Origin of the sequence: Paraburkholderia kururiensis (assembly GCF_034424375.1) — a bacterium.
In the GTDB taxonomy this organism is placed as follows: Bacteria; Pseudomonadota; Gammaproteobacteria; order Burkholderiales; family Burkholderiaceae; genus Paraburkholderia; species Paraburkholderia kururiensis_A.
The window spans coordinates 6,561,976-6,582,064 of the sequence record NZ_CP139965.1 but is presented as its reverse complement, the minus strand read 5'-3'; the positions used below and the strand labels follow the sequence as shown (position 1 = coordinate 6,582,064).

Sequence of the window (20,089 nt, the reverse complement as noted above, 5' to 3'; positions counted from 1 at the left end):
AAGATGCGTCCCTGTCAATTTGTCAGGGAGTGACTCATGACCAACATCCAACCCGACGCCGACCGGTACGATCCGGTGGCCCGTCTGCTTCACTGGCTCATCGTGGCATTGATCTGCGCCCAGTTCGTACTGGGCTGGACGATGCCCGAGGTGCATCGCGACACGCAGCCTGTCGGCCTCATTGCCTGGCACCTGGCCGTAGGCGCCGCCCTGGTCGCCGCCATGGTGCTGCGCATCGTCTGGCGCCTCACGCACCGTCCGCCGCCCGCCAGTCTTTCGCCGCTGCTCAATACGGTTTCGGGCGCCACGCACTTTCTGCTCTACGCCGCACTCGTGGCCGTGCCGCTGCTGGGCTGGGCCAATGCGTCGTCGCGGGGTTGGGCCGTGAACCTGCTCGGCGCAATACCGCTGCCCGCGCTGTCCGCAACGGGTTCGAGCGTAGGCCACGCGATGGGCGACATCCACAGCGCGCTCGCATGGGTGCTGCTCGTGTTGATCGGCATGCACGTGGGCGCCGCGCTGTTCCATCGCTTCGTGCTGAAGGACCGGGTGCTGCAACGCATGACCTGGTAACGCGTGCAGGATCGCGTACCCACGTAGATAGCCGATACGGCGAGGCACCGAAAGCGGTCCGTTTCCTTCGCGGGGAACGGACCGCTTTCTTTTATGCGCCGTGCTGGGCGAGCAGGGCGAGAGTGCGGGCATCCGGTTCGCCTTCGAAGTACTTGCGCAGCGCATCGAGAAACACGGCATTGTCGGTAGCGGCCTTCGCAAAGAGGCTCATCGACGAGCGGAATTTGAGGTAATCCGGGTAGCCGAAGATGTCTTCGATGGCCCGATTTTCCACTGCGTTCACCAACGCGGTGGTGTGCCGCAGCCGGGGGCCGAGCACGGGGTGGCGCAGATAGGCCTCGGCCTCGGGCAGCGACGAAATCGCGAAACGCTGCGCCATGGCGCTGTCGCCCAGGCCCTGGAACTGCGGAAATACGAACCACATCCAGTGGCTGCGTTTGCGGCCCGCCTGCAATTCCTCGCAGACGCGGGCATAGACGGGGTCCTGCGCATCGACGAAACGTTGCAGGTCGTAGGCGTCGTCGCGTTCTGTGTTGTCGTCCATCGTGATCTCCCTCTGCATGCCGGGCGGGCCGGCGCGCTGCATTGCCGTGTGTGGACGTGACAGTGCGATGCGGTTTTGTCCGCTTCCTACGTTACACACCTGGACGTGCGCCGTGTAGCCCCGCGCTTGAGGGACGGAACCCTAAAACACTGCCGCCATACCGCGAAAGTACGCATATCATGAGAGATGCTGCGCCTCGCTTTTGCGCGGGCGCATGACCGATTTCCTCATCAGAAAGCGGAGGTGGATATGGCTACGTTTGCTATCGACGGCATACGCATCAATCCCCATACGGACCGCGTGACCCACGTGCGCTGGGCCGCCATCGATCCGAAATCGCATGCGTCGCTTTCCTCAGCGCAGATCGTGGAAGTGGGCGACGTCGTCAACGCCATTCATGCCGGCAACATCGTGTGGTCGCTCTTCACGCTGGGCGGCACGCGCTACCTGGGGCCGAAAATCAAGACGGTCTCGCATACCGACGGGCACGACGGCATCGACACCGACGAGCCCAACGGTACGGTAGAAAAATCCATCGACGATCTGCCGCACGTCTGACCGCGCGGCCCGTCCGCGATTCGAGACACCACCCGCCGTTTTATTTCTGCGCCGTTTGCGGCGGATATCCGTCGTCGAGCGTTTTGAGAAACGCGATGATGTCTTTGATGTCCGCGTCGCTCATGGCAGGCTGCTCGCCGAAATGGCGGTCGAACGGCGCGTCCGTCACGTCGATGTTCGCGTGGAAGCGCTCCGGCAGATCGTCGTACTTCATGACCTTGCCGTCGGGGCCGCGCGGATAGATCTTGCCGGGGTCCGTGTCGCGCAGGTTGTAGAACTTCATCACGTCGTCGAGCGAGTGATACACGCCGTTGTGGAAAAACGCCTGGCGTGTGGAGGCATTGCGCAGCGACGGCGTGAGGAACATGCCGCAGTATTGCGTCTGGCTCGCGAGATCGGTTCGATGCGGACCGCACACGCCCATGTCGTGAAACGCGGGGTCGCGGTTCACGGCGAGCGCGCGGTTGCGCGGCACGCCGAGCGCTTCGTACTGGTAGTCCGTGAACATGGGCGGCAGCCCGTCTTTGCCGGGCGCGGCCAGATGGCAGCCCGCGCAGTTCGCGCGATTCTTGTCGGTGAAGAGGTGCAGGCCGCGTATTTCGGCGCGCGTGAGCCGCACCTTGCCTTCGAGCCAGTAGTCGTACTTGCTCGTGTACGGATGGAACGACGGGTCTTCCACCTGGTAGCGCGCAATCGCGAACATCGCTTCGGACACCACGCGCGCCGGATCGTTGAAGATGGCCGGTCCGAACAGCTGGCGCAACGTGGCGGCGTAGGGCGCCTCGGCGATTTTTGCCGCCACGGTCTTCACGTCCGTGTTCGCCATTTCCACAGGATTGAAGAGCGGGCCATAGGCCTGGGCCTGCAGCGTATCGGCGCGGCCGTCCCAGAACAGGCCGCCTTGCGGCACCATCGCCGGTGCCGCGGGCGCGGTGCCCGCCACCTTTTGCGCGCGCGGCGTGCTGGCCGCCTGAGCGGCCGTGTCGGCGAGGCTCGCGGTGGTTTCGGCTTCGCCGTCGTCGGGGCCGATGCTGAAGTTCGGCTGCCGATAGAGGTACGTGAGCAACGGCACGGCGCGGTCGCCTTGCAGCGACATGTGCGGGCCGCCGGGCTGCACGGGCAGTCCGTTGGGCGGCCCGTACGCGTGCTGCGGGCTATGACACGACGCACACGACTGCTGGCCCGAGGCCGAGAGCCGCGGATCGAAGAACATCTGCTTGCCGAGCAGCGCGACGGCACTGAGCGGCGCGGCGGCGGGGCGCATCAACGTGACGGGATGCGGATTCGCGCCCGTCAGCGTTTCGACGTACTCGCCGATCGCGGCCGGCATCTGCTGTGGAAACACGAGCGCCCAGATGGAGGCGAGCACGAGCGCAGCAAGCGCGTAGAGCACGATGCGTACGGCACCGCGGCGTACTGAGCCCTTCGACCGGGCGTTCGCGCTATTCGAAGAACCAGCGTTGGGTTGCGGCAGGGAAGGAGCGTTCACGATTCGATGCGGCAAATGACTCGGAGGGGTGGAACGCCGCGCGCGCAGCGCAGCGGCTGCAGTGGCGCAGGCGGAGATTCAAGCGACAAACCGGCCTCGCGGCCGGTTTGCGTTTCACTCATCGCTAGATGGCGACAGCCTCGGCAGATCAGCTTGCCGGCGGCGTGGCGACCACCGTGCCTTGCGTCGGGTCGATAAAGACCGGCGACGTCTTCGGCGTGCTCGTGAAGTCGAACATGTTCATCATGCTGCCCGCGCTCGCGTCCGCAGACCCGCCGCCCAGACGCTGACCGTTCAACCAGTTGTCTTCGATGAAGCGGACTACCGACGACTGGTTGATGAGCGTGTGGTCGACGAAGTTCGTCTTCGCCCACGGCGAGATGACGAGGAACGGAATGCGCGTGCCAGGGCCGCAGCGGCCGTTCACGGGCTTGCCGTTGACGCCGTTCGGCGCCGTGCCGCTGCCGCACACGCCCGCGCCGTTCAACTGGTCGGCGAGCGGGTGGAACGAGGCGAGCGTCGGCGACGTGTAGGCATGGTCATACCAGCCGTCCGAGTCGTCCCACGTCACGACCACAGCGGTGTTCTTCCAGTCGGGCTGCTGCTGCAGGAAGTTGACGACCTTCGCCGTGAACGCCTGTTCGTCGAGCGGATCCGAGTAGCCCGCGTGACCGTCCTGGAAGGCCGGCGCCTTCACGAAGCTCACGGACGGGAAATTGCCCGCCTTCACCGCGGCGAAGAAGTCGTCCGCGTCGTACTGGTGGTTCGCCGGCTCCGGCGTCTTGCCGTCCGTCTCGAGGCTCGAACCGATGGCGGCGGTGCTGCTCGGCCGCGTGTGCTGCGGGTTCGACGTGGACTTGTAGTACTGGAACCAGTTGTGGTGCGGAATGTAGTCGGCCGTGCTCGCGTTCACGACCGTCGAGAGCGTGCTGCGCTTGCAGCCCGTCGTGCCGTTCGAGTTCGTCTGCGACAGGTCGAAGCCGCCCATGAAGCCGCCCCACGTGATGTTCGCGCTGTTGAGCAGGTCGCCGATGTTCTTGCCCGTCATCATCGCGGCGTTGGTCGTGCTCGAGCACACGTCGAAGCCCGGATCGACGTCGTTGATCATCGTGAAGCCGCCCTGGCCGTCGTCCACGTAATACGACGACGTGGCTGTGGCCGAGACCGGCCCCGTATTCGCGACGACCACCTGCATGCCGTTGGTCTGGCCGGCGATCACGTTGAGCGCGCCCGGCGTGGACGGGCCGTAGCTCGTCGTGTAGGCGTTGTCGCTCATCGCGTAGTGCTGCGCGTAGTTCCAGAGGCCCGTCACGGTGTTGCCGTCGTAGTAGCCCATCACCTGGCCCGTGGTGCCGAACGCGCCGGCGCCGCCGCTCGTGCCCTTACCCGTGAACTTCGGGAAGAGGTCGGCGAGGCCGTTGTCGTAGGCTTCCTGTTCCGCGGTGTAGGCGTGGTTCTGGTCCGCCGTGGCCGCCTGCGTGCGGTCGAGACGGAACGGGTTCGACGCGCCCGCGCCGTTCGCCGTGTTCGTGAAGTTCGGGTTCGCCGTGAGCAGCGTGCCTGAGAGGCCGTTGATCGAAGGCGTGCCCGCGGCGGCCGTGAAGGCCGGTTCGCCGGTCGGGTTCGACGCGCTCGGGTAGGTCGCGAAGTAGTGATCGAACGACACGTTCTCGTTGAAGATCACGACGAGGTGCTTGATCGGCGTGGCCGTCGTCAGCGCGTCCTGGTTCGAGACGGTCTGGTTGACGTCGTTGCCGCTGCTGCTGCAGGCGGCAAGGGCGAGGGCCGTGGCCCCGGCGGCGGCTGCGGCGGTCAGAGCACAGGCCTGGCGAAAAGACATTCGATTCTCCCGAGTCGTGGTGGGTGGAGTTATGGGCTTTCTTGCAGAACCTTCCAGAATCGCGCCAGATTGAAACATGCGCCTGTGAAAGGCCCGGGGCACTGCACTTTCAGGCAGGTTTCATCCATCTGACGAAAGGGTCACGACGTTCGGAGGGGCGGGGGCGCCATAGCATGCGCGGGTGGGCGTGCGCAACGGACCGGTGCACGAAGATGGACACGGCGGCGCGACATAGCGACGCGATATATCACAACGAGATATAATTCGCGGCCCTGCCGGGTGGCGCGTGCGCCGTGTCTTTCGGACGCCCTTCCGGCTTCGTCGCTTCGTGCGCTCCGTTCGTTCTCACTGGTTCAAGCCGTGTCCCGTTCTGTCGTTGCCCGCTGGTTCGCCAGCTTCATGCCCGCCACTGTCGCCATTCGCTGGTCCGAACGTGTGCGCTCCGCCGTGGGCGCGCTCGTCGGCATTGCGCTCACCGGCACGGCGATGCGGCTGCTGTTGCCCGCCTCCGACGTCGACGTGCCGCTGCTCGTGGCGCCCATGGGCGCTTCCGCCGTGTTGCTGTTCGGCGTGCCGGCCAGTCCGCTTGCGCAGCCGTGGTCGATCATGGGCGGCAACCTCGTGTCGGCCGTGGTGGGCGTGACGTGTGCCAGCCTCATCGCCAATCCGGTGTACGCGGCGGCCACGGCGGTGGCGCTTGCCCTCTGCGCGATGTTCGCGTTGCGCTGCGTGCATCCGCCTTCGGGCGCGGTGGCGCTCACCGCGGTGCTGGGCGGCCCGGCCATTCATGCGCTGGGCTACGGCTTCGTGCTGGCGCCCATCGCGACGCAGTCGGCCGTACTGCTGGGCGCGGCGATCGTCTATCACAACCTCACGGGCCACCGTTATCCGCACGCGGCGCCGAAGCAGGACCAGCCCGTGCGCGCGCCCGGCGTGCCCGCGCCCGCGCAGACCTTCGCGCGCGCCGATCTGGAAGCCGTACTGCGCGGGCGCAGCGAACTGCTCGACATCGACACGGGCGACCTCGAAGCGTTGCTGCGCGACGTGCAATTGCAGGCATGGAGCCGCTCGTTCGACGAACTGACCTGCGCCGACGTGATGTCGCGCGACGTGGTGACGGTCTCGCCCGCAACGTCCGCATGGGCCGCGCTGAAGCGGCTCGAGCGATACAACATCAAGTCACTGCCGGTGATGGACGAACGCCGTCACGTGGCCGGCATCGTCACGCGTGCGGACCTGGCCCGCGCGAGGCCGCGCAAACCGGCGGGATGGTGGGACAGAGGCGTGGCGCTCGTGCCTGGTTTCGGTGGGCGCGCGCCGGCTGCGCAACGCGCCGTCACGGCCGGTTCGCTGATGAGCCGCAGCGTGCACACGGTGCATGTGTCCACGCCGATTGCGGACCTCGTGCCCGTGTTCGCCAACTACGGGCACCACCATATTCCCGTGCTGGACAACGAGCGCCGGCTGGCCGGCATCATCACGCAGGCGGACCTGATCGCCGGGCTGTATCGGCAGAGCTCGCGCGAGCAGCGTCTCGCCGCCTGAGTTTCCCCCTTCACGGGGCCGGGCCAATATATCAAGAAATGATATATTGGCCGTTTCGTCATGGAAGTCGCAGTCAATGAACAAGAAGCTTCCAGCGCTTGCGAAAGCCGATTTCGAGCAGCTCTCGGAATTCCGCTATCAGATGCGCCGGTTCGAACGTTTCTCCGAACAGGCCGCGCAGAGCGAAGGCATTACGCCGCTGCAGTACCTGCTGCTGTTGCACATCAAAGGGTTTCCGGGGCGCGAGTGGGCCACCATCGGCGAACTGGCCGAACGTTTGCAGACGCAGCATCACGGCATGGTGGCGCTCGTGTCGCGCTGCGAGGCGCTCGATCTGGTCGAGCGCAGAACGAGCGAAAGCGACCGGCGCCAGGTGGAAGTGCATCTGCGCAAGGCCGGCGAGCGCGTGCTCGCGAAGCTCGCGCAATTGCATCGCGCCGAACTGAAGTCGCTGGAAGGCCAGTTCCGCGTGCCGAACATCGATCTTTGAAACTTGCCTGTCCACGAGCATGAGCACCGCCCTGATCCACACCCACAAGCGCGACTTCTCCGCGAACGCGAGACTGCCGGTGATCTGCGCCATCGCCGCCTGCACCGGTGCGCTCGCTACGCTGGCCGCGTTCGTGCTGCTGAGTCTCATCCATCTGTTTACGAACCTGTTCTTCTTCGGCAGCCTTTCTTTTGCCGACCGCTCGCCCGCGCACAACACGCTGGGCCTGTGGGTGGTGCTCGTGCCCACGGCGGGCGGTCTCGTGGTGGGGCTCATGGCGCGCTTCGGGTCCGACAAGATTCGCGGCCACGGCATTCCCGAGGCCATCGAAGCCATCCTGTTCGGCAAGAGCCGCATGTCGCCGAAGGTGGCGGTATTGAAGCCGCTTTCGTCGGGCATCGTGATCGGCAGCGGCGGGCCGTTCGGCGCGGAAGGTCCGATCATCATGACGGGCGGCGCGCTGGGTTCGCTCATCGCGCAGTGCGTGAAGCTCACGGCTGCGGAGCGCAAGACGCTGCTCGTCGCGGGCGCCGCGGCGGGCATGACCGCGGTGTTCGGTACGCCGCTCGCGGCGGTGCTGCTCGCGGTCGAACTGCTGCTGTTCGAATGGCGGCCGCGCAGCTTCATTCCCGTGGCGCTTGCGTGTGCCGTAGCCGGCTTTGCGCGCGCGCTGTTCTTCGGCACCGGTCCGCTCTTCGCGTTGCAGACCGCGCCCGCCGACACCCAGGCGCTGCTCTGGTGCCTGCTTGCGGGACTGCTTTCCGGCGTGCTGGCCGCGGGCCTCTCGGCCGCGCTCTACAAGATCGAAGACCTGTTCGGCGAGTTGCCGCTGCACTGGATGTGGTGGCCGGCGATAGGGGGCCTCGTGGTGGGCATCGGCGGATTCTTCGAGCCGCGTGCGCTCGGCGTGGGCTACGACGTGATCGGCGACCTGCTTCATCAGCACATTGCGTTGCAGGCCGCTATCGCGATTCTCGTGGTGAAGGCCGTGATCTGGGTGATCGCGCTGGGCTCCGGCACGTCGGGCGGCGTGCTCGCGCCGCTCCTGATGCTGGGCGCCGGGCTCGGCGTCGTGCTGGGCCACGTGCTGCCCGGTCACGATGCCGCGCTGTGGCCGCTCGTCTGCATGGCCGCGACGTTGGGCGCCACGCTCGGCGCGCCGCTCACGGCCATCGTGTTCGCGTTCGGTCTGACGCACGATGCCAACGCGCTGCTGCCGCTGCTCGCGGCGACGCTCATCGCGCACGGCTTCGCAACCGTCGTCATGCGGCGCTCCATCATGACGGAGAAGATCGCGCGACGCGGCTATCACATCTACCGCGAATACAGCGTGGACCCGCTGGAACGTCATTACGTCGACGAAGTGATGACGCAGCAAGTCGAGACCATCGACGCGGACCTGACTGTGGCCGCCGCGCTCGCCTCGTACTTCGGGCCGATGCAGACGCACCGCGCGTATCCCGTGGTCGAGAAGGACGGCGTGTTCGTCGGCATGGTGGACCGTGCGCTGCTCGATACGTTCGCGGCTGACACGACGAAGTACGGCCCCGACGCGCCGTTGCACACCGCGTTGCGCGACCGGCAGCTCGTCACGGCCTTGCGCGAGGAAACGTGCCGGCTCGTCGCCACGCGGCTCGCCGTGCATGGTCTGGAGCGGCTCGCCGTGGTAACGGACCGTGAATCGCGCAAGCTGGTGGGCATCGTTTCGCGCAGCGACCTCGTCAAGCCTTCGCTTGCGCTCTTCGACGAGGAGCACAAGCGCGAGCGCTTCCGCCGCATCGCGCCGGTGGTGGCGCGCCGGCGGCTCGCGCCGCTCGGGCAGTCGCGGCGGCCTTGACGTAGCCGCAGGCCGGTGACGGCGAAGCCGGCCTGCGCAAGACGCTTGTCGACGAAGCCCGGCGCTAACCCGAAATGTCCTCGAGCGCCACGCCTTTCGTTCGGGGTCCGAAGACTCCGATGGCGCACATCACGACCACCATCGCGCCCGAGATGAAGACGAACACGCCGTTCACGCCGAAGTGTCTCAGGCACGCCGCGATCACGAACGCGGAAAACACGGCCGACACGCGGCTCCACGAATAGACGAAGCCCACCGCGCGGGCGCGCATGCTGGTGGGAAAGAGTTCCGCCTGGTACGCGTGATAGCTGTACGAAATGATGTTGCCCGCCAGCACGAGACACACGCCAAGGCTCACGAGCAGCACCGTCTCGCGCGCCTGGCTGAAGAGCAGCCCGCACACCACGTTCACGGCCGCCATGCAGACGATCACTGTCTTGCGTTCGAAGCGGTCCGCGATGACGAGACCCGCGAGCGGCCCGAGCGGCGCCGCGATCGCGATGATGCTCGCGTACATGAGGCTCGTGGTCACCGTGATGCCCTGCTTGACGAGCAGCGTCGGAATCCAGTTCGCGAAGCCGTAGTAACCCATCGTCTGGAACACGTGGAACACGATCAGCATGGCGACGCGTCCGCGGTAGGGCGCCGCGAGCAGATCGGCGAAGCGGCCGCTGGCCCGCACGGGCGCGGGCATGGCGGGCGCCGGCAACGGGCGTCCGTATTCTTTTTCGACGCGCGCTTCGATGCGCGCCATCACGTGCGCCGCTTCTTCGATACGGCCCTGTTGCGCGAGCCAACGCGGGCTTTCGGGCAGCCGCCTGCGAATCCACCACACGGCGATGGCGCTCGCGGCGCCGATCAGCACGACCCAGCGCCATCCCGCGACGCCGAACGGCGCGCGCGGCACCAGCTGGTAAGAGAGAAACGCGACCACGGGCACCGCGCAGAAGCCGACGGCCTGCGAGCACGCAGAGGCACGCCCGCGAACGTGGCGCGGCACGAGTTCGGAGATATACGTGCCGATGGTGACGATCTCCACGCCGATGCCGATGCCTGCAATGAAGCGCCACAGGTTCAGACCGAACGCCGTCTCCTGAAACGCCATCACGACGTTGGCCGCGGTGTACCAGAGCAGCGACCACGTGAAGATCGCGCGCCGGCCGAAGCGGTCCGCGAGAAAGCCGCACAGCGCCGTGCCGATGAAGAGCCCCGCGAACAGCGCCGCAATGAAGCTCGCCACGCCGCTCGTGCCGAAGAGGCCTGGCGTGGTGGCGCTCAGCATGCCGCTCTTCACGAGGCCCGGCGCGATGTAGCCCGAGAACATGAGGTCGTAGAGTTCGAAGAAGAGGCCGAGGCTCAGCAGCGCTACGAGGTTCCAGATGCTGCGCGTGGCGGGCAGCCGGTCGAGCCGTGCGGAAATGAGCGCGGCGTCGTGGGCGATGTCTGCGGGTGCGTCTGCGGCTTCGTCATGAGCGAGGGCGCCGCCGTCGCGCGTGATGGGTGGGGCCGCGAGCGCGGCATGGCTCGACGATTTCATCGTCTGTCTCCTTGATGTTGTTGTGGCGCCTCGGCATGCGGTGACGCCGGGGCCGCAGGCTGTGCGGTGGCGCGGTTGAGCCGTTGTGAGGACGTCAACCCCTCAACTGCACGCACACCGCTGGAATGGCGGGAATCACGACGCGTGCCGTGTCCCGTCCGTCCCATCCATCCCATTCGCTGCTTCGTTCGTTGCACCGCTTAGCGCATCGATCTGCTCGTCGCTGTAGCCGAGCCCGCGCAGCACGTCGTGCGTGTGCTCGCCGATCTTCGCGATGGGCAGGCGCGGCGGCAGGCGTTCGCCGTCGAGGGCAAGCGGCAGCAGCGGCATGCGCGTCTCGCTGCCGTCGTCGAGTTGCAGCGGCGCGAGGCCGCCGCTTTCGATCAGGTGCGGGTCGTCGAACAGTTCTTCCGGTTTCGTGATGGCCGCGAAGGGCACGTGGTGGCGCTCGAACAGCGGCGCCAGTTCCGCCGCTTCCCGCGTGGCGAGCGTGGTCGCGAGTTCGGCCAGCAGCCAGCTGCGCGCGCGAACGCGGTCGTTGTTGCCGGCCAGACGCGGGTCGGCCAGCAGATCGGGCCGGTCGAGCAGCGTGCACAGCGCGCGCCATTGGGCGTCGCCCGTGGCGGCAATGAACATCTGTTCGCCGCGCGCGAGCGTGAACACGTCGTACACCGCCCATGCGCTGATGCGTTCGGGCATGGGCGCCGGGGCCGCGCCCGTGGCCGCGTATTGCTGCATGTGCTGCGCGGAAAGCAGCACGCAGTTTTCGAAGAGCGCGCTCTGCACGTCCTTGCCGCGGCCCGTTGCGTGGCGCTCGTGCAGCGCGGCCAGCACGCCGATGGCGCCGAACATGCCGCCCATGATGTCGTTGACCGAACTGCCCGCGCGCAGCGGACGGCCCGCGGGGCCCGTCATGTAGGCGAGGCCCGCCATCATCTGCACGACTTCGTCGAGTGCGAGGCGATGCTCGTACGGGCCCGCGAGAAAGCCCTTGTGCGAGACGTAGATGAGCTTCGGATTGCGCGCCTTCAGCGCGGCGTAGTCGAGCCCGAGACTCGCCATGCGGCCCGGCTTGAAGTTCTCGACGAACACGTCGGCGGTGTCCGCGAGCTTGCGCAGCGCGTCGCGCCCGGCTTCGGTATCGAGATCGAGCGTCACGCTCTTCTTGTTGCGATTGAAGGTGCGAAAGAAGCCGGCGCCCGTGCCGATCAGGCGTCGCGTGCTGTCGCCGCGCGGCGGCTCGACCTTGATGACCTCGGCGCCCAGGTCGCCCAGAATCATGCCGCACGTGGGGCCCATCACCATGTGCGAAAGCTCGACGACACGGATGCCGGCGAGCGGCATGGGAGGCGATGCGGAAGCGGTAGTCATGGCGCGGTGTGCGTAAGAGACGAGGCGGCGCGTGGCGCGCCGAACGTGGCGGGCAGACCGGCACGCGCGAGGTAGCCGTAGAGCGGCTCGCCGGGCAGTGCGTCGGCCAGCACGCTGCGCGAAGCGAGCAGGGCGGGCAGATCGATGCCCGTGTCGTAGCCCATGCTTTCCAGCATGAACACGAGGTCTTCGGTATTCACGTTGCCCGTTGCGCCCGGCGCATGCGGACAGCCGCCCAGGCCCGCAAGCGACGCATCGAATTCGCGGATGCCGTGCTGAAGCCCGACGAGCGCGTTGGCGAGCGCGAGCCCGCGCGTGTCGTGCAGATGCAGCGCGCGCAACCTGCTGCCCGCGATGCCGCGCGCAAGGTCGATGATCTCGTCCACCTGGCGCGGCGTGGCCATGCCCGTGGTGTCGGCAAGGGAGATGACGTCGGCGCCCGCATCCAGCGCGAGCCGCACGATGCGCGCCACGTCTGCGCGCGGCACGTCGCCTTGCAGCGTGCAGCCGAATACCGTGGAAAGCCCGGCCACCAGTTCGGCGCGGCCTTCGCTGAGACGGCGCATGTCGGCGAAGGCCGCGATCATTTCGTCGGGCGTCTTGCGCACGTTCGCCTGGCTGTGCGCGGCGCTCACCGAAATGGGCACGACGATGCGATGCACGCCCGCTTCGAGCGCCCGTTCGGCGCCCTTCACGTTGGGCACGAGCGCGGTCACGACGAGGTCCGCGTAGCCGAGGGCGTGGGCCACCACGTCGGCGGCGTCGGCCAGTTGCGGCAGCAGCTTCGGCGGCACGAACGACGCCACTTCCATGTGCCGCACGCCCGCGGCGTAGGCGGCGTCGATCCAGCGCTTCTTGGCGTCGGTGGGCATGGTGCGCGCGATGCTTTGCAGGCCGTCGCGCAGGCCCACCTCCATGACGATGACACGCTCGGGGCGTGAATCCATCGGAATGCTCCGTGTCGTTGATAGGGTGCGTGAAAGCGTGCCGCGGGACGGGCGGCGCGACAAGACGCGGTTGGCGATGCCGGCCATCGTGGGCGGCGATGGCCGCGCGCGCCGCTGCGGCGGCGCTTGCAGGCGCGGCGGGAGAAACCCTTACGGAGTTTGCCTGGGGCGCGTGACGTGTGGCGCGCCTCGCGCAGCGCCGTCAGCGGAGGCGTGTGCGCGCGCCACCGCCTGAACGGCTCGACCGCTCAACGCGTCGCCAGCAGATGATCGACAAGACGCGCGGCCGCCAGCGTCAACGCGGCGCGCTCGCCCACGCAGATCACGAAGCGGCGCTCGGCCCAGGCGTCGTGCAGCGGAACGGCGACGATGCGCGAACGCGCCGCTTCGCCACGTTGGCCGCCTTCGCCGCCATCGCCTGACGCCGAGAGCGAACCGCCGCGCCGCGCGACGGCTTCGAGCGGCAGGATCGACACGGCGAGCCCGGCCTCGATGAACCGGCACGCCGCATCGAACGAAGACACGAAACTGCGGTAGTTCAGCTCATGTCCCTTTTCGGCGGCGATGCGCTGCATCAGCGCATTGAGCGACGCGTTCGAAGCGAGACCCAGATGGTCGTACGCGAGCGTTTCTTCGAAGCCGATTCCCGTGCGGTGCGCGAGCGGATGATCGCGCGGCACGACGAGCGCGAGATGGTCCGAGCGATACGGAATGACGTCGAGCCCGCCCGTGGCCACGAAGTCGCGGCAGATGCCGATGTCGGCCACGCCTTCGTCGACGCCGCGCACGATCTCGGCGCTCACGCGCTCTTCCACGTCCACGCGAATGCGCTCGTTGGCCTGGAGAAACGCCGAGAGCGCCTCGGGCAGGAACTCGACCAGCGACGACGCATTCGCGAGCACCCGCACGTGCCCGCGCGCGCCCGCGGCGTACTCGCCGAGTTCGGCTTGCAGCCGTTCGTGGCCGCGCATGATGAGCCGCGCGTGGCGCAGCAGCGCTTCGCCGGCCGGCGTGGGCCGCACGCCGCGCGGGCTGCGCGAGACGAGCGCCACGTCGCAGAGCGTTTCGAGGTCCGCGAGCCGCTTGCTCACCGCGGAGGGCGCGATGAATTCGCGCTCGGCCGCGCGCGCAATCGTGCCTTCTTCGCACACGGCGATGAAAAGGCGCAACGACGTCTGATCGATCTGCCACATGGCGCGAAACTCGAGGGCGGGGCGAGGGGAGCGCTGAATCTATCACGCGAACCGGCCTGCGCCCAGGCGGGATTTCACCGTCGCCGGCCGCCCGCAACCAAGCCTGGCGGGCCGCTGCATGTGCTGTATAAACATACAGTAGAATTTGACACTCACCCGCGGACGGCGCCCCGGTTCCGCGCATGGCGCACTCCAGCGCCCGTGCCCTCGCCGCCGTCCCGGTCCCACATTTTGATCAGCCGGAATATCTGCCCCAGTGAGCGATAACCGAACCATCCGCATTCGCGGCGCCCGTCAGCACAATCTCAAGAACCTCGACCTCGACCTGCGTACGGGCGAGATGACGGTGGTGACCGGTCCTTCGGGATCGGGCAAGTCGAGCCTCGTCTTCGACACGCTCTACGCCGAAGGCCAGCGCCGCTACGTCGAGACCTTCAGCGCCTACGCCCGCCAGTTTCTGGACCGCATGGACCGCCCGCAGGTGGACCGCGTGGACGGCGTGCCGCCCGCCATCGCCATCGACCAGACCAACCCGGTGCGCAGTTCGCGCTCCACGGTCGGCACGATGACGGAACTCAACGACCATCTGAAGCTGCTCTACGCGCGCGCCGCGAGCCTGTTCGACCGCGAGACCGCGCTGCCGGTGCGCCACGACACGCCCGAAACCATCTATGCGGAACTGCGCGCGCGCACCGCGGCGGACGACCCGCGCCTCGTCGTGACGTTCCCTGTCGAGCTGCCCGACTCGACCACCGAAGAGGAGGTCGCGCAGTGGCTCTCCGCGAGCGGCTACACGCGCGTGCAGGCGCAGCGCGAGGTGGAGACCGCGGCGGGCAAGCGCAAGATGCTCGACGTGGTGGCCGACCGCTTCCGTCTGCAGAACGTGGAGAAGAGCCGCGTGGTGGAGGCCATCGAGGCGTCGCTGAAGCGCGGCGCCGGTCGCGTGAACGTCTATGTGGTGCGCGAGGGCGACGCGGCTGCGACTGCGGGCGAGACGCAGCCGCCCGAAATCTGGCGCTTCTCCACGGGCCTGCATTGCCCCGAAAGCGACCTGCGTTACGCGGACCCGCAACCGGCGCTGTTCTCGTTCAACTCGGCTTACGGCGCCTGCGAGACGTGCCGCGGCTTTGGCCGCGTGATCGGCGTCGATTGGGGCCTCGTGATTCCCGACGAGCGCAAGACGCTGCGCGGCGGCGCCATCAAGCCGCTGCAAACGCCCGCCTGGAAGGAATGCCAGGACGACCTCATGCGCTACGCCGCGAAGGCCGGCATTCGCCGCGACGTGCCGTGGTCGCAGCTCACGCAGACCGAACGTGACTGGGTGATCGAAGGCTCGCCCGAGTGGACCGGCAAGTGGCAGACGCAGTGGTACGGCGTGAAGCGTTTCTTCGGCTACCTCGAGTCGAAGGCGTACAAGATGCACATCCGCGTGCTGCTCTCGAAGTACCGCAGCTACACGCCCTGTGAGGTGTGCGGCGGCGCGCGGCTCAAGACCGAATCGCTGCAATGGCGCCTTGGCAGCAAGCCGAACGCCGACGCCGTGCTGGACCCGCACGCGCGCTTTCTGCCGCATGGCGTGAAGTGGCAGCGCGCGCAGCTCGAAGCGCTGCCGGGCCTCACGGTGCACGACCTGATGCTCTTGCCGATCAAGCGTATCCGGCGTTTCTTCGACGACCTCACGCTGCCTTCGGCGCTGCTCGACGACGCGCTGAAGCTGCTGCTCGCCGAAGTGCGCACGCGGCTCAAGTATCTGTGCGACGTGGGGCTCGGCTACCTGACGCTGGACCGCCAGAGTCGCACGCTCTCGGGCGGCGAGGTGCAGCGCATCAACCTCACCACGGCGCTCGGCACGTCGCTTACGAAGACGCTGTTCGTCCTCGACGAGCCCAGCATCGGGCTGCATCCGCGCGACCTCAACCGCATCGTGGAAGCCATGCACCGGCTGCGCGACGCGGGCAACACGCTCGTGGTGGTGGAGCACGACCCCTCGGTCATGCTCGCGGCGGACCGCCTGATCGACATGGGACCGGGGCCGGGCGAGTGCGGCGGCACGATCATCTACGACGGCACGCCCGACGACATCCGCGGCTCGGGCACGCTCACGGGCGACTACCTGAGCGGCCGGCGGCACGTGGCCGACGCCTCGCGCTGGGCGCGCCGTCCGGTGGAAAGCAGCACGCCGCGCCTCGTGCTGGAAGGCGCGAGCGAGCACAACCTGCGCGACGTGACGGTGGAGCTGCCGTTGCAGCGCCTCGTGTGCGTGACGGGCGTGTCGGGCTCGGGCAAATCGACGCTCGTGCAGGATGTGCTGTACCCGGCGCTCGCGCGCCATCTCGGCAAGGCGACCGAATCGCCGGGCGCCTATCGCGCGCTGAAGGGCGTGGAAGCCATCAGCGATGCCGTGTTCGTCGACCAGTCGCCCATCGGCAAAACGGCGCGTTCGAATCCGGCCAGCTACGTGGGCGCGTTCGACGAAATCCGCAAGCTGTTCGCGAAGGCGCCGCTCGCGCTGGAGCGCGGCTACGGCGCGGGCATGTTCAGCTTCAACTCGGGCGAAGGCCGTTGCCCGACGTGCGGCGGCTCGGGCTTCGAGCACGTCGAGATGCAGTTCCTGAGCGACGTGTATCTGCGCTGCCCGGACTGCGACGGCAGCCGTTACCGCGCCGAGATTCTCGAAGTGAAGATCGCGCGCGGCGACCGCGCGCTTTCCATTGCGGACGTGCTCGACCTCACGGTGAGCGAGGCCACGCAGCTGTTCGCCGCCGACGCGGAAGTGCTGCGCGTGTTGCAGCCTATCGTCGACGTCGGCCTCGAATACGTGAAGCTCGGCCAGCCGGTGCCCACGCTCTCGGGCGGTGAGGCGCAGCGGCTCAAGCTCGCGGGCTTCCTCGCCGAAACGGCGCCCACGCGCGGCGGCCAGACGTCGAGCGAGAGCCGTCTCTTCATGTTCGACGAGCCCACCACGGGCCTGCACTTCGACGACATCGCGAAGCTCATGCAGGCCTTCGGCAAGCTGCTGGCGCGCGGGCATTCGCTCATCGTGATCGAGCACAACCTCGACGTGATCCGTGCGGCGGACTGGATCGTCGACCTCGGTCCCGAAGGCGGGGACGCGGGCGGCGAGCTGGTGTGCGCGGGCACGCCCGACGACGTGAAAGCCTGCGCGCGCTCGCATACGGGCCTCGCGCTGCTGCAATACGACGAGGCGCTCGGCACGCTGGAGGCGCGCGAGCAGGGCCTGCCGCTGCAGCAGTCGCTGAAGGCCGCGCGCGCACGCCGCGCCGTGGAAGGCGAAGACGTGGTGCGCATCGTCAACGCGCGCGAGCACAACCTGAAGTCGCTCGACGTGGACATTCCGCACGGCCGCTTCAACGTGATTACGGGCGTGTCGGGCTCCGGCAAATCGACGCTTGCGTTCGACATCCTCTTTCACGAAGGGCAGCGCCGTTACCTCGAATCGCTGAACGCATACGCGCGGTCCATCGTGCAGCCCGCGGGCCGCCCCGAAGTGGACGCGGTCTACGGCATTCCGCCCACGGTCGCCATCGAACAGCGGCTTTCGCGCGGCGGTCGCAAGAGCACGGTGGCCACCACCTCCGAGGTGTGGCACTTCCTGCGGCTGCTGTACGTGAAGCTGGGCGTGCAGCACTGCATCCACGACGGCACGCCGGTCACGGCGCAGAGCGTGGATTCGATTGCCGCGCAGTTGATGCGCGACCATCGCGGCCAGCACGTAGGGCTGCTCGCGCCGCTCGTGGTGAACCGCAAGGGTGTGTACACGGACCTCGCGAAGTGGGCGAAGGCGCGCGGCAACAGCCACCTGCGTGTGGACGGCGAGTTCGTGCCCGTGGACCCGTGGCCGAAGCTCGACCGCTTCCGCGAGCACACCATCGAACTGCCCGTCGCCGACCTCGTGATTGCGCCCGAACGCGAAGCGGAACTGCGCCGCGCGCTTGACGCGGCGCTGGAAGCGGGCAAGGGCGTCGTGCATCTGCTTGCGCCGCTCGACGGGCTGCACCGCGCGATGGGCAACGGCAAGCCGACGGCGCGCATCGGCACCGTGAAGGTGCTCTCCACGAAGCGCGCCTGCCCGGTGTGCGGCACGAGCTATCCCGAACTCGATCCGCGCATGTTCTCGTACAACAGCAAGCACGGCTGGTGCACGTCGTGCGTGGGCACGGGCCTTTCGCTCACGCGCGAGCAACGCGCGGCCTACGACGACACCATCACCGCCGACGACGGACGCGGCCGCGAACAGACGCTGCCCTCCGAGGAACTGGAGCCCGAAGGCATGGGCGAGGAGCCGTGCGCCGAGTGCGGCGGCACGCGCCTCAACGCCGTGGCGCGCGCGGTGACGTTCGATGAACACGCCATCGTGGACGTCGCGCAATGGACGGTGGCCGACACGCGTCGGTGGGTCGAGACGCTGGAACTCGCGGGGCGCGATGCGGAAATCGCGCGCGACGTGATCAGCGAAATCCGCAGCCGCCTGCAATTCCTGGAGGAAGTGGGGCTCGGCTATCTGAGCCTCGACCGCGCGGCGCCCAGCCTCTCGGGCGGCGAGGCGCAGCGCATCCGGCTCGCGGCGCAACTGGGCAGCAACCTGCAAGGCGTCTGCTACGTGCTCGACGAACCCACCATCGGGCTGCATCCGCGCGACAACCAGATTCTGCTCGACGCGCTGCGCAGCCTCGGCGAGAAGGGCAACACGCTCGTCGTCGTGGAGCACGACGAGGACACGATTCGCCGAGCGGATCACATCATCGACATTGGTCCCGGCGCGGGCAAACGCGGCGGACGCGTGATCGCGCAGGGCGGCGTGGCGGATCTCGCGGCGCATCCCGAGTCGCTGACGGGGCAGTTCCTCGCGCAGCCGATGGTGCATCCGTTGCAGGCGCGGCGGCCGGTGGCGGCGCCCGGCGCGAGGACGAAAGCGACGGCCGCCGACGCGCCGCCGTTGAACTGGCTCACCGTGCACGGCGCGAAGCTGCATAACCTGCGCGACGTGACGGTGCCCATTCCGCTGGCGCGGCTCGTGGCGATTACGGGCGTGAGCGGCTCGGGCAAATCGACGCTCGCGCGCGACGTGCTGATGGCCAACATGCTCGACGCCGTGGGGCGCTCGGTGCTCTCGTCGCCTGCACAACGGCGGGCGCGCAAGGCGGCGCAAGGTGGCAAACGCGACGGTGGTGAGAAGAACGCGATGGCCGCAAGGCGGTCCAGCGTGCTCGCGCGTTCGGCGGTTCGCCCGAAGGTGGACGTTGAGCACGCATGGCAAGGGTGCGATTCGATCACGGGGTGGGAAAGCATCGACCGCGTGCTCGAAGTGGACCAGACGCCGATCGGCAAGACGCCGCGTTCGTGTCCCGCGACCTATATCGGCGTATGGGACGCGATTCGCCGGCTGTTCGCGGAGACGCTCGAGGCGCGGGCGCGCGGCTACACGGCCTCGCGCTTCTCGTTCAACACGGGCGACGGGCGCTGTCCCGCGTGCGAAGGGCAGGGCGTGCGCACTATCGGCATGAGCTTCCTGCCCGACGTGAAGGTGCCCTGCGACGTGTGCCACGGCCAGCGCTTCAATCCCGAAACGCTCGCCGTGAGCTGGCGCGGACGCAACATCGGCGAAGTGCTCACGATGGAGATCGACGAGGCGGTCGAGTTCTTCTCGGCGGTCACGAACATCGCGCATCCGCTGCAACTGATGAAGGACGTGGGGCTCGGCTACCTCACGCTCGGCCAGCCGTCGCCGACGCTGTCGGGCGGGGAGGCGCAGCGCATCAAGCTCGTCACCGAACTCTCGAAGGTGCGCGACGACGTCACGCGGCGCGGGCAGAAGGCGCCGCACACGCTCTACGTGCTCGACGAACCCACGGTCGGGCTGCACATGGCCGACGTCGCGAAGCTGATCCGCGTGCTGCACCGGCTCGTGGACGGCGGGCATAGCGTCGTCGTGATCGAGCATGATCTGGACGTGATCGCGGAAGCCGACTGGATCATCGACCTCGGGCCCGAGGGCGGCGTGGGCGGCGGCGCGATTGTGGCCGCGGCGGACCCGGAAGGGCTCGCGCGCGTTGCCGGCAGCCATACGGGCGCGGCGCTGCGGCCGGTGCTGGCGCGCGGCGAGGGCGTGCGGGGGACCGCGGCGGGCGGCGAGGGTTGAGGCGG

Annotated in this window: 13 protein-coding genes; 6 read left to right on the top strand and 7 right to left on the bottom strand. The window is 67.9% G+C overall.

The features are described 5' to 3' along the window. The first annotated feature begins 36 nt into the window (after positions 1–36). Positions 37–573 carry a cytochrome b gene (locus U0042_RS29330; protein ID WP_114811287.1) on the top strand — a complete coding sequence of 179 codons (537 nt, stop codon included), beginning with the start codon at positions 37–39 and terminating at the stop codon, positions 571–573. A 91-nt stretch (positions 574–664) separates the two neighbouring features. Here U0042_RS29330 and U0042_RS29325 read toward each other — a convergent pair whose 3' ends face one another. Then, a complete protein-coding gene (locus U0042_RS29325; RefSeq protein ID WP_114811412.1) occupies positions 665–1,117 on the bottom strand; it encodes a DUF1810 domain-containing protein in 453 nt (150 codons plus the stop codon). A 249-nt stretch (positions 1,118–1,366) separates the two neighbouring features. Here U0042_RS29325 and U0042_RS29320 point away from each other — a divergent pair, with 249 nt between their 5' ends. Then, positions 1,367–1,675: a hypothetical protein gene (locus tag U0042_RS29320; RefSeq protein WP_017777403.1), complete on the top strand. Its 309-nt coding sequence runs from the start codon at positions 1,367–1,369 to the stop codon at positions 1,673–1,675. Between the two features lie 40 nt (positions 1,676–1,715). Here the strand turns inward: U0042_RS29320 and U0042_RS29315 are convergent, their stop codons facing one another. Both U0042_RS29315 and U0042_RS29310 read right to left on the bottom strand, forming a co-directional pair. Then, on the bottom strand, positions 1,716–3,167 hold the full coding sequence (locus U0042_RS29315; RefSeq protein ID WP_114811413.1) for a cytochrome-c peroxidase: 1,452 nt from the start codon (positions 3,165–3,167) through the stop codon (positions 1,716–1,718). A 145-nt stretch (positions 3,168–3,312) separates the two neighbouring features. Further along, positions 3,313–5,004 carry a phospholipase C gene (locus U0042_RS29310; protein ID WP_114811288.1) on the bottom strand — a complete coding sequence of 564 codons (1,692 nt, stop codon included), beginning with the start codon at positions 5,002–5,004 and terminating at the stop codon, positions 3,313–3,315. 360 nt (positions 5,005–5,364) lie between these two features. Here U0042_RS29310 and U0042_RS29305 point away from each other — a divergent pair, with 360 nt between their 5' ends. The 3 genes from U0042_RS29305 (at position 5,365) to U0042_RS29295 (ending at position 8,876) form a co-directional block, all read left to right on the top strand. Continuing rightward, positions 5,365–6,549, top strand: coding sequence for an HPP family protein (locus U0042_RS29305; protein ID WP_198665319.1), 1,185 nt, complete (start codon positions 5,365–5,367; stop codon positions 6,547–6,549). 76 nt (positions 6,550–6,625) lie between these two features. Further along, positions 6,626–7,039, top strand: a complete 414-nt coding sequence (locus U0042_RS29300) for a MarR family winged helix-turn-helix transcriptional regulator (RefSeq protein ID WP_114811289.1) — start codon at positions 6,626–6,628, stop codon at positions 7,037–7,039. Between the two features lie 19 nt (positions 7,040–7,058). Then, positions 7,059–8,876 carry a chloride channel protein gene (locus U0042_RS29295; RefSeq protein ID WP_114811290.1) on the top strand — a complete coding sequence of 606 codons (1,818 nt, stop codon included), beginning with the start codon at positions 7,059–7,061 and terminating at the stop codon, positions 8,874–8,876. 64 nt (positions 8,877–8,940) lie between these two features. Here U0042_RS29295 and U0042_RS29290 read toward each other — a convergent pair whose 3' ends face one another. The 4 genes from U0042_RS29290 to U0042_RS29275 form a co-directional block, all read right to left on the bottom strand. After that, on the bottom strand, positions 8,941–10,413 hold the full coding sequence (locus U0042_RS29290) for an MFS transporter (protein WP_114811291.1): 1,473 nt from the start codon (positions 10,411–10,413) through the stop codon (positions 8,941–8,943). A gap of 135 nt (positions 10,414–10,548) precedes the next feature. Beyond that, positions 10,549–11,784, bottom strand: a complete 1,236-nt coding sequence (locus U0042_RS29285; RefSeq protein WP_232833394.1) for a CaiB/BaiF CoA transferase family protein — start codon at positions 11,782–11,784, stop codon at positions 10,549–10,551. Next, a complete protein-coding gene (locus U0042_RS29280) occupies positions 11,781–12,731 on the bottom strand; it encodes a hydroxymethylglutaryl-CoA lyase (protein ID WP_114811293.1) in 951 nt (316 codons plus the stop codon). The genes U0042_RS29285 and U0042_RS29280 overlap by 4 nt, the downstream gene beginning before the upstream one ends. A 248-nt stretch (positions 12,732–12,979) precedes the next feature. Continuing rightward, a complete protein-coding gene (locus U0042_RS29275) occupies positions 12,980–13,924 on the bottom strand; it encodes a LysR family transcriptional regulator (RefSeq protein ID WP_114811294.1) in 945 nt (314 codons plus the stop codon). 256 nt (positions 13,925–14,180) lie between these two features. Here U0042_RS29275 and uvrA point away from each other — a divergent pair, with 256 nt between their 5' ends. Beyond that, the gene (gene uvrA / locus U0042_RS29270) at positions 14,181–20,084 is read left to right on the top strand and encodes an excinuclease ABC subunit UvrA (protein ID WP_114811295.1); all 5,904 of its coding nucleotides are present in this window, start codon (positions 14,181–14,183) and stop codon (positions 20,082–20,084) included. Positions 20,085–20,089 lie beyond the last annotated feature (5 nt).

Coding starts and splice junctions, on each gene's coding strand:
- U0042_RS29330 (WP_114811287.1), top strand. CDS start 37: ATGACCAACATCCAACCCGACGCCGACCGGTACGATCCGGTGGCCCGT.
- U0042_RS29325 (WP_114811412.1), bottom strand. CDS start 1,117: ATGGACGACAACACAGAACGCGACGACGCCTACGACCTGCAACGTTTC.
- U0042_RS29320 (WP_017777403.1), top strand. CDS start 1,367: ATGGCTACGTTTGCTATCGACGGCATACGCATCAATCCCCATACGGAC.
- U0042_RS29310 (WP_114811288.1), bottom strand. CDS start 5,004: ATGTCTTTTCGCCAGGCCTGTGCTCTGACCGCCGCAGCCGCCGCCGGG.
- U0042_RS29300 (WP_114811289.1), top strand. CDS start 6,626: ATGAACAAGAAGCTTCCAGCGCTTGCGAAAGCCGATTTCGAGCAGCTC.
- U0042_RS29295 (WP_114811290.1), top strand. CDS start 7,059: ATGAGCACCGCCCTGATCCACACCCACAAGCGCGACTTCTCCGCGAAC.
- U0042_RS29290 (WP_114811291.1), bottom strand. CDS start 10,413: ATGAAATCGTCGAGCCATGCCGCGCTCGCGGCCCCACCCATCACGCGC.
- U0042_RS29285 (WP_232833394.1), bottom strand. CDS start 11,784: ATGACTACCGCTTCCGCATCGCCTCCCATGCCGCTCGCCGGCATCCGT.
- U0042_RS29280 (WP_114811293.1), bottom strand. CDS start 12,731: ATGGATTCACGCCCCGAGCGTGTCATCGTCATGGAGGTGGGCCTGCGC.
- U0042_RS29275 (WP_114811294.1), bottom strand. CDS start 13,924: ATGTGGCAGATCGATCAGACGTCGTTGCGCCTTTTCATCGCCGTGTGC.